Source organism: Mycobacterium colombiense, from assembly GCF_003284975.1.
In the GTDB taxonomy this organism is placed as follows: domain Bacteria; phylum Actinomycetota; class Actinomycetes; order Mycobacteriales; family Mycobacteriaceae; genus Mycobacterium; species Mycobacterium europaeum_A.
On the sequence record NZ_QMEU01000100.1, the window covers coordinates 1 to 16,950 of the forward strand.

The following is a 16,950-nucleotide window of genomic DNA, read 5'->3' on the forward strand; positions in this document are numbered from 1 at the left end:
GCGTGATGGCCGGCATGACCAGGCCCTTGAGCAGGTCGATCGCCTGGCCGGCACCCAGCTGGTTGGCGGCTTGCATCACGTCGTTGACCAGACCGCCACTGGCACCGCCGGTGCCCGATCCGCCGCCCAGGCCGGTACCGCCGCCGATCGGCGACGCGTTACCGAACGTCGACGGGTCGCCCAGGATCGGGTAGGTGCCACCGGCGCCCGGGTCCAACCCGGCCCCGGAGTCGATCGGCACCTCGCTCGGCGACAGCGCCGGCCCACCCAGGCCCGGCGAGACTCCGGCCGGGCTGGTCAGTCCGGGATTGGACAGCGCCGGGTTGAGCCCGGCACCCGGAGTCGCGACACCGCCACCGGGGGTGGTGGGCAACGCGCCGGGGGCGGTGAGCCCTGGCGTCAACGGCGCCGCCCCGGGGCTCGTCAGGCCCGGGCTCGTCAGGCCGGGGCTGGCCAGACCGGGACTGGTCAAGCCGGGGCTGGCCAGGCCGGGGCTGGTCGCGGCCGGATTGGTCAGGCCCGTCGTGCCCAGTCCGGGGGTCCCGAGGCCCGGAGTGCCCAGGCCGGGGCTGGCGAGACCCGGCGTGCCGGTCGCGCCCCCGTTCAACGCGGGTATCGGCGGCATGTTGATCCCGAATTGCGACAGCCCCTGCGACAGGGCGCCCATCAGCTCACCGGGCAGGTCGCTCATCACCGCGGCCTGCTTGAACTCGTGATGCTCGGGCGCCTTGGTGCCGGCGGTCGACTCGTAGACAAGGAAGTATGCGCAAGGACTCGCCACTGCCAGGGCGGCAACCGCGCTCATGGCTGTTGAGAGCTTGCGTCGGCGTCGGTTCGGCACGGAAGTCTCCTCTATCTGACTGTGTGTTGTGTCGGCGCGTCCCGCCGGTCCTAGCTGGTGGGAATCACACAAAGTCGATGGTACGAGTGGTGAACCTGTTACTAGAGTGGTGATATTGAATCGTGAGGCAATTGCGACCCCGACTGTGATCGCGGATCGGCGGCGCCGCAACGGCCGTCGTCATAGGACCGAGCCCGCCGCATGGCCTCGCCAAATGGGTTAGGGCCACGCGGTCGGATACCCTAAGCAACCGATGACCGCTCGTTTCGATCTTTTCGTCGTCGGCTCTGGATTCTTCGGACTGACCATTGCCGAGCGCGTGGCTACCCAGCTCGGGAAGCGCGTCCTTGTCGTGGACCGCCGCCCGCACATCGGTGGCAACGCCTACTCAGAAGCCGAGCCGACCACCGGCATCGAGGTGCACAAGTACGGCGCCCACCTGTTCCACACCTCCAACAAGAGGGTGTGGGACTACGTGCGGCAGTTCACCGAGTTCACCGACTACCGCCACCGGGTCTTCGCGATGCACAACGGGCAGGCGTACCAGTTCCCGATGGGCCTGGGCCTGGTGTCGCAGTTCTTCGGCAAGTACTTCACCCCCGACGAGGCGCGCCGGCTCATCGCCGAGCAGGCCGCCGAGATCGACACGGCCGACGCGCAGAACCTCGAGGAGAAGGCGATCTCGCTGATCGGCCGCCCGCTCTACGAGGCCTTCGTCAAGGGCTACACCGCCAAGCAGTGGCAGACCGACCCCAAAGAGCTGCCGGCCGCCAACATCACCCGGCTGCCGGTGCGCTACACCTTCGACAACCGCTACTTTTCCGACACCTACGAGGGGCTGCCCGTCGACGGCTACACGGCCTGGCTGCGCAACATGGCCGCCGACGACCGCATCGAGGTCAGGCTGAACACCGACTGGTTCGACGTGCGCGACCGACTGCGCGCGGACAGCCCCGACGCGCCGGTCGTCTACACCGGGCCGCTGGACCGCTACTTCGACTACGCCGAGGGCCGGCTGGGCTGGCGCACGCTGGATTTCGAGCTGGAAGTGCTGCCCACTGGGGACTTCCAGGGCACACCGGTGATGAACTACAACGACCCCGACGTGCCCTACACCCGCATCCACGAGTTCCGTCACTTCCACACCGAGCGCGACTATCCGCCCGACAAGACCGTGATCATGCGGGAGTACTCGCGCTTCGCCGAGGACGACGACGAGCCCTACTACCCGATCAACACCGAGTCCGACCGCGCCCTGCTGGCCGCCTACCGGGCCAGGGCGAAGGCCGAGACCGCGTCGTCGAAGGTGCTGTTCGGCGGCCGGCTGGGCACCTACCAATACCTGGATATGCACATGGCCATCGCCAGCGCCTTGAACATGTACGACAACGTTCTCGCGCCGCACCTGCGCGACGGCGCATCCCTGACCGAAGCCCAGAACAAAGAGGAAGGCGCGCGCTAAATGTCCGCCGTGAGCCTGCTGTCCCGGATCATCCTGCCGCGTCCCGGCGAGCCGCTCGACGTGCGCAAGCTCTACCTGGAGGAGTCGACGACCAACGCCCGGCGCGCACACGCGACCAGCCGTACGTCGCTGGAGATCGGCAAAGAGTCCGAGGTGTCGTTCGCCACCTACTTCAACGCGTTCCCGGCCAGCTACTGGCGGCGCTGGTCGATCTGTCAGTCCGTGGTGCTGCGGGTCGAGTTGACGGGAACCGGACGCGTCGACGTCTACCGCACCAAGGCCACCGGGGTGCGAATCTCGGTGCAGGGCCGCCAATTCGTCGGCACCGACGAGCAGCCGGCCGTCGTCGAGATCGAGGTGGCGCTGCGGCCGTTCGAGGACGGCGGCTGGATCTGGTTCGACATCACGACCGACACCGCGGTCAACCTCATCAGCGGCGGCTGGTACGCGACCGAGCCCGCGCCGGGCACGGCCAACATCGCCGTCGGCATCCCCACCTTCAACCGCCCCGCCGACTGCGTCAACGCGCTGGCCGACCTCACCGCGGACCCCTTGGTGGACGAGGTGATCGGCGCGGTCATCGTCCCCGACCAGGGCACCCGCAAGGTGCGCGACCATCCGGACTTCGCCGCAGCGGCCGCGGGCCTGGGCAGCCGGCTGTCCATCCACGACCAGCCCAACCTCGGCGGCTCCGGCGGTTACAGCCGGGTGATGTACGAGGCGTTGAAAAACACCGACTGCCAACAGATCCTGTTCATGGACGACGACATCCGCATCGAGCCGGACACGATCCTGCGGGTGCTGGCGCTCAACCGGTTCGCCAAGACGCCCATGCTGATCGGCGGGCAGATGCTCAACCTGCAGGAGCCCTCACACCTGCACATCATGGGTGAGGTGGTCAACCAGGCGAACTTCATGTGGACCGCCGCGCCGCACGCCGAGTACGACCACGACTTCGCCAAGTTCCCGTTGAACGACAAGAACGATCGCAGCGCGCTGCTGCACCGGCGCATCGACGTCGACTTCAATGGCTGGTGGACGTGCATGATTCCGCGCCAGGTCGCCGAGGAGCTGGGCCAGCCCCTGCCGCTGTTCATCAAGTGGGACGACGCCGAATACGGTCTGCGCGCCGGCGAGCACGGCTATCCGACGGTCACGCTGCCCGGCGCCGCGATCTGGCACATGGCCTGGAGCGACAAGGACGACGCCATCGACTGGCAGGCCTACTTCCACCTGCGTAACCGGTTGGTGGTGGCGGCGCTGCACTGGGAGGGTGACATCACCGGCCTGGTTCGCAGCCACCTCAAGGCTACCCTGAAACACCTTGCGTGCCTTGAGTATTCGACCGTCGCCATTCAGAACAGGGCCATCGACGACTTCCTCGCCGGCCCGGAGCACATCTTCTCGATCCTGGAATCGGGTCTGCCGGAAGTGCATCGGCTGCGCAAGGAATACCCGGACGCCGTCGTGCTGCCGGCGGCCAGCGAATTGCCGGCGCCGTCATACAAGACCAAGGCGATGAAGCCGCCGGTGAACCCGGTCTCGATCAGCTACCGGCTGGCCCGCGGCATCCTGCACAACATGACCAAGGCCGACACCGAATCCCACATCCGGCCCGAGTTCAACGTGCCCACCCAGGATGCGCGCTGGTTCCGGTTGTGCACGGTCGACGGCGTGACGGTCACCACGGCGGACGGCTGTGGCGTGGTCTACCGGCAGCGGGACCGGCGAAAGATGTTCTCGCTCTTGTTCGCATCGCTGCGCCGTCAGCGTCAGTTACTCAGCCGCTTCGACGAGATGCGCCGGGTATACCGCGACGCCCTGCCGGTGTTGTCCAGCAAGCAGAAGTGGGAGACGGCGTTGCTGCCAGCTGCAGAACATGCATGAGGCCGCCGCTGCACAGGCGCCGCGCGGCGAGGTGGCCGCGCTGGTCGCCGTCCAGGCGGCGCTGAGCGATCGTCCCGGGGCGCTGCCCACGGCCCGAGCGCTGTCCCATTTCGGCGAGCACAGTCTGGGCTGGGTGGTCGTCGCCGCGCTCGGCGCGCTGCTGTCACCGAAGCGGCGCCGCGACTGGCTGGTGGCCGGGGCCGGCGCATTCGCCGCGCACGCCGCCGCCGTCGTCGTCAAGCGGATCGTGCGCCGCAAGCGGCCGCATGATCCCGCCGTCGCGGTGAACGTCGGCACGCCCAGCCAGCTGAGTTTCCCGTCCGCGCATGCCACTTCGACCACCGCCGCGGCCATCCTGATGGGCCGGACCACCGGCCTGCCGCTGCCCGCGGTCCTGGTGCCCCCGATGGCCTTGTCGCGGATGCTGCTGGGCGTGCACTACCCCAGCGACGTGGCCTTCGGCATCGCCCTGGGCGCCGTCGTTGCGGCGGTCGCGCGCCGTGCACGAGAGGTTTGGCTGGATGAGTGAGGACGTCGTGACCCGGCCGCCGGGCAACCTGATCACCGGGGTGATCAAGGCGATCCGGCCCCGCCAGTGGGTGAAGAACGTGTTGGTGCTAGCCGCACCGGTGGCCGGGCTGGGCAGCGGCATCCGGTACGACTACGGACAGATGCTCACCCAGGTGGGGCTGGCGTTCGTGGTGTTCAGCCTGGGGGCGTCGTCGGTGTATCTGGTGAACGACGTCCGCGACGTCGAGGCCGATCGCGAGCACCCCACCAAGAGATTCCGCCCGATCGCGGCGGGCGTGGTGCCCGAGTGGCTGGCCTACCTCCTGGCGGTGCTGCTGGGTGCGGCCTCGCTGGGCATCGCATGGCTGGTGACGCCGAACCTCGCGCTGGTGATGGCCATCTACCTCGCCATGCAGCTAGCATATTGCTTCGGCCTCAAACACCAAGCGGTGCTTGACATTTGCATCGTGTCGTCGGCATACCTGCTGCGCGCCATCGCCGGCGGCGTCGCGACGGAAATCCCACTGTCCCAATGGTTCCTGCTGTCGGCCGCGTTCGCGTCGCTGTTCATGGTGGCCGGCAAGCGCTACGCCGAGCTGCAGGTCGCCGAGCGCACCGGTGCCAAGATCCGCAAGTCGCTGGAGAGCTACACCAGCACCTATCTGCGATTCGTCTGGACGATGTCGGCTACCGCGGTGGTGATCTGCTACGGCCTGTGGGCATTCGAGCGAGACCACCACTCGGGGTCCTGGTACGCGGTGTCGCTGGTCCCGTTCACCATCGCGATCCTGCGCTACGCGGTCGACGTCGACGGCGGGCTGGCCGGTGAACCCGAAGACATCGCGCTGCGGGACCGGGTGCTGCAGCTGCTGTTCCTGGCGTGGATCGCGACAGTCGGAGCCGCCGTTGCCTTCGGTTAGCCCCGAACTGCAGGCTCTCAAAGCGCGCATGATGCGCAGCCGGCCGGTGCTCAGGCGGCCCGGCTGGCCCGTGTTTCCGTACACCACCATGGTGCGGGTCAGCCTGTGGATCAGCGTGGCGGTGGTCGCCGTGCTGTTCGGCTGGGGGAGCTGGCAGCGCCGGTGGATCGCCGACGACGGCCTCATCGTGTTGCGCACCGTGCGCAATCTGCTGGCCGGCAACGGACCGGTGTTCAACCAGGGTGAGCGGGTGGAGGCCAACACCTCCACCGCCTGGACCTACCTGATGTACGTGGCGAGCTGGGTCGGCGGCCCGTTGCGCATGGAATACGTGGCGCTCGCGCTGGCGCTGGTGCTTTCGGTGGCGGGCGTCGCGCTGCTGATGCTGGGCGCCGCGCGGTTGTACGCGCCGAGCCTGCGCGGCCGCAAGGCCATCATGTTGCCCGCCGGTGCGCTCGTCTACATCGCGCTGCCGCCCGCCCGGGACTTCGCCACCTCCGGGCTGGAGAGCGGCCTGGCCCTGGCCTACCTCGGGTTGCTCTGGTGGATGATGGTCTGCTGGGCCCAGCCGGTGCGCAACCGCGCGGACAACAAGGTGTTCGCCGGCGCGCTGGCCTTCGTCGCCGGGTTCAGCGTGCTGGTGCGCCCGGAGCTGGCCCTCATGGGCGGCCTGGCGCTGATCATGATGCTGATCGCGGCCCGGACCTGGCGCCGCCGCGCATTGGTCGTGGTGGCCGGGGGCTTCGTCCCGGTCGCCTACGAGATCTTCCGGATGGGCTATTACGGCCTGCTGGTGCCCGGCACCGCGCTGGCCAAGGACGCGGCCGGGGACAAGTGGTCGCAGGGCATGATCTACCTGTTCAACTTCGACGCGCCGTACGCGGTGTGGATCCCCCTGGTCCTGCTGGTGCCGTTGGGGGCGCTGCTATTCGCCGCGCGACGCCGGCCGTCGTTTCTGCGCCCCGTGCTAGCGCCCGACTACGGCCGCCTGGCCCGCGCCGTGCACAGCCCGCCGGCGGTGGTGGCGTGGGTGCTGGTCAGCGGTCTGCTGCAGGCCCTCTACTGGATCCGGCAAGGCGGCGACTTCATGCACGCCCGGGTGCTGCTGGCGCCGCTGTTCTGCCTGCTGGCTCCCGTCGCCGTCGTCCCGATCGCCATCCCCGACGGCCAGGACTATTCGCGGGAGACCGGTAACTGGGTCGCCGGCGCCGCCGCCGCGCTGTGGCTGGGGCTGGCCGGATGGGCGCTGTGGGCGGCGAATTCGCCGGGTATGGGCGACGACGCCACCCACGTCACCTATTCCGGGATCGTCGACGAGCGCCGCTTCTATGCCCAGGCCACCGGTCACGCGCATCCGCTGACCGCCACGGATTACCTGGGTTACCCGCGGATGGCAGCCATCCTGACCGCCCTCAACAACACTCCCGACGGCGCGTTACTGCTGCCGTCGGGCAACTACATCCAATGGGACCTGGTGCCGCAGGCTCAGCCGGCGCCCGGTGACAAGTCGCCGCAAAAACCGCAGCACGCCGTGTTTTTCACCAACCTCGGCATGGTGGGCATGAACGTCGGGCTCGACGTCCGGGTCATCGACCAGATCGGTTTGGCGAATCCGCTTGCGCAGCACACGGAACGGCTCAAGCACGGCCGCATCGGGCACGACAAGAACCTGTTTCCCGACTGGGTGATCGCTGACGGCCCCTGGGTGAAGGTGCCGCCGGGGATTCCGGGCTACCTGGATGCGCAGTGGGTCGCAGAGGCCGTCGCGGCGCTGCAGTGCCCCGACACGAAGGCGGTGCTCAGCTCGGTGCGCGCCCCGATGACCCCGCACCGATTCCTGTCCAACCTGGTTAATTCCTTCCGTTTCACCGGATATCGGATCGATCGGGTGCCGCGCTACGAACTGGCGCGATGCGGGCTGCCGATACCCCCGGAGGCACCGCCTCCACCGCGCGAGTAAGCGTCGCGCAGAAGAAATTTCGGTACATCCCGAACAAATCACATCCCGCCCGTCGCGAAAAAATGCCAGCAACATCACAATTGGCCTCTCACCAGCCCGCAATGACGATCAAGCACATGTTGAAAGCGCGCCTCTTAGACACATGTTTTAGTTGAAAACCGCTGGGTAGGAGGGTCGCTCGGCGGTCGGCGCCGCCGCCTCGATGCGACCGAACGCCATAAGGTGTGGTTGACTACACGAGCACTGCCGCGCCTGTGCGCTGGCAGGTTCGATCCAATCAAGCAAGAAGCGCCCGATCGGTGGAATGCGCCGAGAGGCCGCAAGAAGGATGAGGAAGCAAGGATGACGCTTGTCGACAGATTGCGCGGCGCCGTGGCGGGTATGCCGCGCCGGCTCGTCGTGGCGGCCGCTGGTGCGGCGCTGCTCTCGGGCCTGATTGGCGCCGTCGGAGGCTCGGCGACCGCCGGGGCCTTCTCGCGCCCGGGTCTGCCGGTGGAGTACCTGCAGGTTCCGTCCGCCGGGATGGGCCGCGACATCAAGATCCAGTTCCAAAGCGGTGGCCCGAACTCCCCGGCGTTGTACCTGCTCGACGGTATGCGTGCGCAGGACGACTTCAACGGCTGGGACATCAACACCCCGGCGTTCGAGTGGTACAACCAGTCGGGCATCTCGACGGTCATGCCCGTCGGTGGTCAGTCCAGCTTCTACTCCGACTGGTACAAGCCCGCCTGCGGCAAGGCCGGCTGCGTCACCTACAAGTGGGAGACCTTCCTGACCAGCGAGCTGCCGGCGTATCTGGAGAGCCAGAAGCAGGTCAAGTCGACCGGCAGCGCCGTGGTCGGCCTCTCGATGGCCGGTTCGTCCGCGCTGATCCTGGCCGCCTACCACCCGCAGCAGTTCATTTACGCCGGCTCGCTGTCGGCGCTGCTGGACCCGTCGCAGGGCATGGGCCCGTCGCTGATCGGCCTGGCCATGGGTGACGCCGGTGGCTACAAGGCCGCCGACATGTGGGGTCCGAAGGAAGACCCGGCGTGGGCGCGCAACGACCCGTCGCTGCAGGTAGGCAAGCTGGTCGCCAACAACACCCGCATCTGGGTGTACTGCGGTAACGGCAAGCCGTCCGACCTCGGTGGCGACAACCTGCCCGCCAAGTTCCTCGAGGGCTTCGTGCGGACTTCCAACCTGAAGTTCCAGGACGCCTACAACGGGGCCGGTGGCCACAACGCGGTGTGGAACTTCGACGCCAACGGCACCCACGACTGGCCCTACTGGGGCGCGCAGCTGCAGGCGATGAAGCCTGATCTGCAGTCGGTGCTGGGCGCCACCCCGGGTGCGGGTCCGGCCACGGCCGCCGCGACCAACGCCGGAAACGGCCAGGGCACCTAGACGACGCCAAGCGCGACGACGAGCGGCGGGAACCCTTCGGGGTTTCCGCCGTTAGTCGTTTGCGCCCTGTGACGTGTTTCACTACCCCGCGGGCGGGGGAACTAAAGGCGCTGGCTAATGTGCTTTCAGCGACTAGACGATGGAGGGTGGACATGACGGTCGGGCGGGGTATGTCAGCGCTGCTGCGGTTGTTCTGCATAGCCGTACTAGCGGTCGGGTTGGCCTTCGCGCCGCAGCCCGCCGCGACCGTCGGCAAGGCCCGCGCGGCGGGCTACGAAAGCCTGATGGTTCCGTCGGCGGCGATGGGCCGTGACATCCCGGTGGCCTTCCTCGCCGGTGGCCCGCACGCGGTCTACCTGCTGGACGCCTTCAACGCGGCCCCGGACGTGAGCAACTGGGTGACCGCCGGTAACGCGATGAACACCCTCGGCGGCAAGGGCATCTCGGTGGTGGCCCCGGCCGGCGGCGCGTGGAGCATGTACACCAACTGGGAGCAGGACGGCAGCAAGCAGTGGGACACCTTCCTGTCCAGCGAGCTGCCCGACTGGCTGGCCGCCAACAAGGGCCTCGCCCCCGGCGGTCACGCCGCCGTCGGCGCCTCGCAGGGCGGGTACGGCGCGATGGCGCTGGCCGCCTTCCATCCCGACCGCTTCGGGTTCGCCGGATCGCTGTCCGGGTTCCTCTACCCGTCGAGCACCAACTACAACGGCGCCATCCTGGCCGGCCTGCAGCAGTTCGGCGGCATCGACGGCAACGGCATGTGGGGCGCCCCGCAGCTGGGCCGCTGGAAGTGGCACGACCCCTACGTGCACGCCTCACTGCTGGCGCAGAACAACACCCGCGTGTGGGTGTGGAGCCCGACCAACATGGGCGGCGACGACGCCGCCATGATCGGCCAGGCGGGCGCGGCGATGGGCAGTTCCCGGGAGTTCTATCAGCAGTACCGCAGCAACGGCGGACACAACGGCCACTTCGACTTCCCCGGCGGCGGCGGCAACGACTGGGGCTCGTGGTCGGGGCAGCTCGGCGCCATGTCGGGCGACATCGTCGGCGCCATCCGCTAGCGACTGGCCCACTCGGCCAAGCCGGTACCGTGTAGGGGGTGCAGCAGGGGTCGGGAGGACCGCGTAGCTGCGATCCACCGACTCTGCTGGCAGGAGAACATGGCTAAAAGCGCGCGGCGTAAGCGCCAACGCACCCTCGCTTGGATCGCCGCCCTGTCCGTCGCCGCCGTCGTCCTGTTGGGCATCCTGGCCGCTGTCACCCTGCTGCGTGGCCACAACTCCGAGCCCAGCGCGGTGCCGACCGGGGTGCTGCCTCCGTCGTCGACCACGACGCACCCGCACAAGCCGCGGCCCGCCTCGCAGGACGCGTCGTGCCCCGATGTGTTGTTGGTCAACGTGCCCGGCACGTGGGAGTCGGCGGTTGCGGATGATCCCGGCAATCCGACGCAATTCCCCAACGCGTTGCTGCACAAGGCGACCGCCAGCCTCACCCAGCAGTTCCCGTCGTCGCGGCTGCAGGCCTACACCACCCCGTACACCGCGCAGTTCCACAACCCGCTGAGCGGCGACACCCAGATGTCCTACAACGCCAGCCGCGCCGAGGGCACCCGCGCGACCGTTCAGGCGATGACCGACATGAACACCAAGTGCCCGCTGACGAGTTACGTGCTGATGGGCTTTTCGCAGGGCGCGGTGATCGTGGGCGACATCGCCAGCGATATCGGCAACGGCCGCGGACCCGTCGACGACGACCTGGTGCTCGGTGTGACGTTGATCGCTGACGGTCGCCGCCAGATCGGCGTCGGCAACGACATCGGCCCCAACCCGCCGGGGCAGGGCGCCGAGGTCACCCTGCACGAGGTGCCCATCCTGTCCGGGATGGGCCTGACCATGACCGGCGCGCGCCCGGGTGGTTTCGGCGACCTCAACGACAAGACGAATGAGATCTGCGCGCCCGGCGACCTGATCTGCGCAGCTCCAGAGGAAGCTTTCAGCATCGCCAACCTGCCGACCACGCTGAACACCTTGGCCGGCGGGGCCGGTCAGCCGGTGCACGCCCTGTACGCCACGACGCAGTGCTGGAGCATCGACGGAGCGCCGGCAACCGACTGGACGCTGAACTGGGCTCACGGTCTGATCGCAAATGCGCCACAACCAAAACACGGATGATCAACGGCGGTGGGACACAAGCCTCAGGTGGCGGTTGACGCTAGCGAACAGCGGTACCTTGTGATTTGGTCTGCCGTAGGCAGGCCCGTAACATTAAGAAGAATTTAAGAGCTATCGGACCTTCGTCGCGCACCCAACCGGGGTCGATGCTGGCTGGGCTGGCACATGGCCGGCGTTCCCCACGGGGTGTCGTGCAAGGTCCGGCGCGCGTGCGTAGACATGTAACCGTCGGCTCACGCCGGCCGAAGAACGAAGCCGTCGGCGGAGCCGACCAAGGAACAAGCGTCGGCCGAGCCGACCGAAGACAGGTGCGAGGAGAGCGCAATGCCCTACCACAACCCGTTCATCGTGAATGGAAAGATCAAGTTCCCGGACAACACCAACTTGGTCAAGCACGTTGAGAAATGGGCGAGGGTGCGGGGCGACAAGCTCGCCTACCGGTTCGTCGACTTCTCTACCGAACGCGACGGTGAATACCGCGACATCGTGTGGCGTGACTTCAGCGCCCGCAACCGGGCCGTGGGCGCCCGCCTGCAGCAGGTCACCCAGCCGGGCGACCGCATCGCCGTGCTCTGCCCGCAGAACCTCGACTACCTGATCGCGTTCTTCGGCGCCCTGTACGCCGGCCGGATCGCGGTCCCGTTGTTCGACCCCGCCGAGCCGGGTCACGTCGGGCGCCTGCACGCCGTCCTCGACGACTGCACCCCCTCGACGATCCTGACCACCACCGACGCCGCCGAGGGCGTCCGCAAGTTCATCCGCGCCCGGTCGGCCAAGGAGCGGCCCCGCGTCATCGCCGTCGACGCCGTCCCCAACGAGGTCGCCGCGACGTGGGAGCCGCCGGAGGCCGACGAGGAGACCATCGCCTACCTGCAGTACACCTCCGGCTCCACCCGGACCCCGACCGGCGTGCAGATCACCCACCTCAACCTGCCCACCAACGTGTTGCAGGTACTCAACGGGCTGGAAGGCAAGGAGGGCGACCGCGGCCTGTCCTGGCTGCCGTTCTTCCACGACATGGGCCTGATCACCGCGCTGCTCTCGCCGGTGCTGGGCCACAACTTCACCTTCATGACGCCGGCCGCCTTCGTACGCCGGCCGGGTCGGTGGATCCGGGAGATGGCCCGCAAGCCCGAGGACGATCCCGACAGCGAGGTCTTCACCGTCGCGCCGAACTTCGCGTTCGAGCACGCGGCGGTGCGCGGGGTGCCCAAGGAGGGCGAGCCGCCGCTGGACCTGAGCAACGTCAAGGCCATCCTCAACGGCAGCGAGCCGGTGTCCCCGGCGTCGATGCGCAAGTTCTACGAGGCGTTCGCGCCGTACGGCCTGCGGGAGACCGCGATCAAGCCGTCCTACGGCCTGGCCGAGGCGACGCTGTTCGTCTCCACCACGCCGATGGACGAGGCGCCGACGGTCATCCACGTCGACCGTGACGAGCTGAACAAGCAGCGCTTCGTCGAGGTGCCCGCCGATTCACCCAAGGCCGTTCCGCAGGTCTCCGCCGGCATCATCGGCGTCGACGAATGGGCCGTCATCGTCGACCCGGAGACCGCGAGCGAGCTGCCGGACGGCCAGATCGGCGAGATCTGGCTGCACGGAAAGAACCTGGGCACCGGCTACTGGGGCAAGGAAGACGAGACCAACGACGTCTTCCGCAACATCCTCAAGTCGCGGATCAGCCAGTCGCACGCCGAGGGCGCCCCGGACGACGGCACCTGGGTCAAGACCGGCGACTACGGCACCTACCACAAGGGCCACCTCTACATCGCCGGCCGCATCAAGGACCTGGTCATCATCGACGGCCGCAACCACTACCCGCAGGACCTCGAGTACTCGGCGCAAGAAGCCAGCAAGGCGCTGCGCACCGGCTACGTCGCCGCCTTCTCGGTGCCGGCCAACCAGCTGCCGAAGGAAGTCTTCGACAACCCGCACACCGGCATCAAGTACGACCCCGACGACGTCTCCGAGCAGCTGGTGATCGTCGCCGAGCGCGCGGCCGGCTCGCACAAGCTGGACTACCAGCCCATCGCCGACGACATCCGGGCCGCCATCGCCGTGCGCCACGGCGTGACGGTCCGCGACCTGCTGCTGGTGCAGTCGGGCACGATCCCGCGCACCTCCAGCGGCAAGATCGGGCACCGCGCCTGCCGCGCGGCCTACCTCGACGGCAGTCTGCGAAGCGGCGTCGGTTCCCCGACGGCGTTCGCCAGCTCCACTGACTGAATCTCTGAGGACCATGGCTGATACTGAGCACCCCGAAAACCACACCCAGGGCGGGGAGGCGCCCGCCGCACCCCCCGCCAAGGGCACCGACATGCGCGCCGGCGACGATGCAGAGCGCGGCGATGCGGAGGAGCGGCGCATAACAACCGTGCCCGAGATGCGCGCATGGCTGCGCAACTGGGTGGGCCGGGCCGTCGGGAGATCCCCCGACGAGATCGACGAATCCGTGCCGATGGTCGAGCTCGGCCTGGCGTCGCGCGACGCGGTGGCCATGGCCGCCGACATCGAGGACCTGACCGGGGTGACCCTGTCGGTCGCGGTCGCGTTCCAGCACCCCACCATCGAATCGCTGGCCACCCGCATCATCGAGGGTGAGCCCGAAATAGACACCGCGGCCGACGACCAGTTGGACTGGACCCGCACCGGCCCGGCCGAGCGCGTCGACATCGCGATCGTGGGCCTGGCGACCCGGCTGCCCGGCGACATGAACTCCCCGGACGAGACGTGGGCGGCCCTGATGGAGGGCCGCGACGCCATCACCGACCTGCCCGAGGGCCGCTGGTCGGAATTCCTCGAGGAGCCGCGCATCGCCGAGCGGGTCCGCACCGCGCGCACCCGGGGCGGCTACCTGAAGGACATCAAGGGCTTCGACTCGGAGTTCTTCGCGGTCGCCAAGACCGAGGCCGACAACATCGACCCGCAGCAGCGGATGGCGCTGGAGCTCACCTGGGAGGCGCTCGAGCATGCCCGCATCCCGGCATCGAGCCTGCGCGGCGAGGCGGTCGGCGTGTACGTCGGCTTCTCCAACAACGATTATCAATTCCTGGCGGTGTCGGACCCGACGGTCGCGCACCCCTACGCGATCACCGGAACGGCCAGCTCGATCATCGCCAACCGGGTGTCCTACTTCTACGACTTCCGCGGTCCCTCGGTGGCGCTGGACACCGCCTGCTCGAGCTCGCTGGTGGCGACGCACCAGGCGGTGCAGGCGCTGCGCAACGGCGAGTGCGACGTGGCCGTCGCCGGCGGTGTCAACGCTCTGCTCACCCCGCTGGTGACGCTCGGATTCGACGAGATCGGCGCGGTGCTTTCTCCCGACGGCCGGATCAAGTCGTTCTCCTCGGACGCCGACGGTTACACCCGCTCCGAGGGTGGCGGCATGTTTGTGCTCAAGCGGGTCGACGACGCCCGCCGCGACGGCGACCAGATCCTGGCCGTCATCGCCGGCAGCGCGGTCAACCACGACGGCCGGTCCAACGGGCTGATCGCCCCCAACCAGGACGCCCAGGCCGAGGTGCTGCGCCGGGCCTACAAGGACGCCGGGATCGACCCGCGCACCGTCGACTACATCGAGGCGCACGGCACCGGCACCGTCCTGGGCGACCCGATCGAGGCCGAGGCGCTGGGCCGCGTCGTCGGGCGCGGCCGCCCGGCCGACCGCCCGGCGTTGCTGGGCGCGGTGAAAACCAATGTGGGACACCTGGAGTCGGCCGCCGGTGCGGCCAGCCTGGCCAAGGTGGTGCTGGCGCTGCAGCACGACAAGCTGCCGCCGTCGATCAACTTCGCCGGCCCGAGCCCCTATATCGACTTCGACGGCATGCGCCTGAAAGTCGTTGACACCGCCAGCGATTGGCCGCGCTACGGCGGTTACGCGCTGGCCGGGGTGTCCAGCTTCGGCTTCGGTGGGGCCAACGCGCACCTGGTGGTGCGCGAGGTGTTGCCCCGCGACGTGATCGAACGCGAGCCCGAGCCGCGGGCCGAGGTGATCGCGCCGGCGGCCGCCGGCGAGGACCCGGCCGAGGCGCCCACGCTGGAAAGCCACTCGCTGCGGTTCGATGACTTCGGCAACATCATCCCCGACGCCTCGGAGGCGGTGGAGGAAGAATACGAGCTGCCCGGCCTCACCGACGAGGCGCTGCGCCTCAAAGCGATCGCGCTGGAAGAGCTTGCCGCGCAAGAGGAATCGGAGCCGACCAAGCCGCTGATCCCGCTCGCGGTGTCGGGGTTTTTGACGTCGCGCAAGAAGGCCGCCGCCGCCGAACTCGCGGACTGGATGGAAAGCCCGGAAGGCCAGGCGTCGTCGCTGGAATCGATCGGCCGGGCGCTGTCGCGCCGCAACCACGGCCGCTCGCGCGCGGTGGTGCTGGCCCACGACCACGAAGAGGCCATCAAGGGGCTGCGGGCGGTCGCCGAGGGCAAGCAGAAGCCCAACGTGTTCAGCACCGACGGGCCGGTGACCAGCGGTCCGGTCTGGGCGATGGCCGGTTTCGGTGCGCAGCACCGCAAGATGGGCAAGAACCTGTATCTGCGCAACGAGGTCTTCGCGGAGTGGATCGAAAAGGTCGACGCGCTGATCCAGGACGAGCGCGGCTACTCGGTGCTCGAGCTGATCCTCGACGACTCCCACGAGTACGGCATCGAGACCTCCAACGTCGTCATCTTCGCGATCCAGATCGCGCTGGGCGAGCTGCTCAAGCACCACGGCGCCAAACCCGCTGCGGTGATCGGCCAGTCGCTCGGCGAGCCCGCGTCGGCCTACTTCGCCGGCGGTCTGTCGCTGCCCGACGCGGCCCGCGTGATCGCCTCACGCTCGCACCTGATGGGCGAGGGCGAGGCCATGCTGTTCGGCGAATACATCCGCCTGATGGCGCTCGTCGAGTACTCCGCCGACGAGCTTAAGACCGTGTTCGGCGACTTCCCCGGCCTGGAGGTGTGCGTCTACGCCGCGCCCAGTCAGACCGTGATCGGCGGTCCGCCCGAGCAGATCGACGCCATCGTCGCCCGCGCCGAGGCCGAGGGGCGCTTCGCCCGCAAGCTGCAGACCAAGGGCGCCGGGCACACCTCGCAGATGGACCCGCTGCTCGGGGAGTTCTCCGCGGAGCTGCAGGGCATCGCGCCGATGAGCCCGACCGTCGGCATCTTCTCGACGGTGCACGAGGGCAGCTACATCAAGCCCGGCGGCGAGCCGATCCACGACGTCGCCTACTGGGTCAAGGGAATGCGGCACTCGGTCTACTTCACCCACGGCGTGCGCAACGCCGTGGACAGCGGCCACACCACCTTCCTGGAGCTCGCGCCCAACCCGGTGGCGCTGATGCAGATCGGCCTGACCACCGCCGCCGCGGGATTGCATGACGCCCAACTGATTCCCACGCTGGCCAAAAAGCAGGACGACGTCGAGTCGATGATCTCGGCCATGGCCCAGCTCTACGTCCACGGCCACGACCTGGACATCCGCACCCTGTTCACCCGTGCGCAGGGCCCAGAGGACTATGCGAACATCCCGCTGACCAAGTTCAAGCGCAAAGAGCACTGGCTGGACGTGCACTTCTCCGGCGACGGCTCGGTGATCATGCCGGGCACCCACGTCGCGCTGCCGGACGGGCGCCACGTCTGGGAGTACGCGCCGCGCAACGGCGAGACCGACCTGGCCGCGTTGGTGAAATCCGCTGCGAAACAAGTCCTTTCGGACGCGCAGCTGGTGGCGTCCGAGCAGCGCGCGGTGCCCGGCGCGGGCGCGCGGCTGGTGACGACCATGACCCGGCACCCGGGCGGCGCCTCGGTCCAGGTGCACGCCCGCATCGACG

11 protein-coding genes are annotated in these 16,950 nt (G+C 68.5%); 10 read left to right on the forward strand and 1 reads right to left on the reverse strand.

What is annotated here, in order from left to right:
- Positions 1 to 841, reverse strand: an 841-nt coding sequence (locus DQP58_RS21695) for a PirG (RefSeq protein WP_205869506.1), incomplete at its 3' end; no start/stop codon positions are given.
- A gap of 253 nt (positions 842 to 1,094) precedes the next feature.
- Between DQP58_RS21695 and glf the strand changes: the two genes are divergently transcribed.
- From glf to DQP58_RS21745, 10 genes are all read left to right on the forward strand, one after another.
- Entirely contained in the window at positions 1,095 to 2,303 is a 1,209-nt protein-coding gene (glf, locus tag DQP58_RS21700; protein ID WP_112710253.1) for a UDP-galactopyranose mutase, read from the forward strand.
- Entirely contained in the window at positions 2,304 to 4,190 is a 1,887-nt protein-coding gene (locus DQP58_RS21705; RefSeq protein ID WP_112710254.1) for a glycosyltransferase, read from the forward strand. It begins immediately after the preceding gene.
- Entirely contained in the window at positions 4,183 to 4,719 is a 537-nt protein-coding gene (locus DQP58_RS21710; RefSeq protein WP_205869507.1) for a phosphatase PAP2 family protein, read from the forward strand. Before DQP58_RS21705 ends, DQP58_RS21710 begins: the two co-directional genes overlap by 8 nt.
- The gene (locus DQP58_RS21715) at positions 4,712 to 5,620 is read left to right on the forward strand and encodes a decaprenyl-phosphate phosphoribosyltransferase (protein WP_066873110.1); all 909 of its coding nucleotides are present in this window, start codon (positions 4,712 to 4,714) and stop codon (positions 5,618 to 5,620) included. The genes DQP58_RS21710 and DQP58_RS21715 overlap by 8 nt, the downstream gene beginning before the upstream one ends.
- Positions 5,607 to 7,580, forward strand: a complete 1,974-nt coding sequence (gene aftB / locus DQP58_RS21720; RefSeq protein ID WP_276310527.1) for a terminal beta-(1->2)-arabinofuranosyltransferase — start codon at positions 5,607 to 5,609, stop codon at positions 7,578 to 7,580. The genes DQP58_RS21715 and aftB overlap by 14 nt, the downstream gene beginning before the upstream one ends.
- A 342-nt stretch (positions 7,581 to 7,922) precedes the next feature.
- On the forward strand, positions 7,923 to 8,966 hold the full coding sequence (gene ag85A / locus DQP58_RS21725; RefSeq protein ID WP_067144410.1) for a diacylglycerol acyltransferase/mycolyltransferase Ag85A: 1,044 nt from the start codon (positions 7,923 to 7,925) through the stop codon (positions 8,964 to 8,966).
- Positions 8,967 to 9,118: 152 nt separating this feature from the next.
- Positions 9,119 to 10,030: an esterase family protein gene (locus DQP58_RS21730; protein WP_112710256.1), complete on the forward strand. Its 912-nt coding sequence runs from the start codon at positions 9,119 to 9,121 to the stop codon at positions 10,028 to 10,030.
- A gap of 99 nt (positions 10,031 to 10,129) precedes the next feature.
- Complete coding sequence (gene culp6 / locus DQP58_RS21735; RefSeq protein WP_112710257.1) at positions 10,130 to 11,140, forward strand: carboxylesterase Culp6; 1,011 nt, start codon at positions 10,130 to 10,132, stop codon at positions 11,138 to 11,140.
- A gap of 324 nt (positions 11,141 to 11,464) precedes the next feature.
- Positions 11,465 to 13,363, forward strand: coding sequence for a long-chain-fatty-acid--AMP ligase FadD32 (fadD32, locus tag DQP58_RS21740; RefSeq protein ID WP_112710258.1), 1,899 nt, complete (start codon positions 11,465 to 11,467; stop codon positions 13,361 to 13,363).
- Between the two features lie 91 nt (positions 13,364 to 13,454).
- On the forward strand, positions 13,455 to 16,950 hold a 3,496-nt coding region (locus tag DQP58_RS21745), incomplete at its 3' end, for a type I polyketide synthase (protein WP_165827930.1).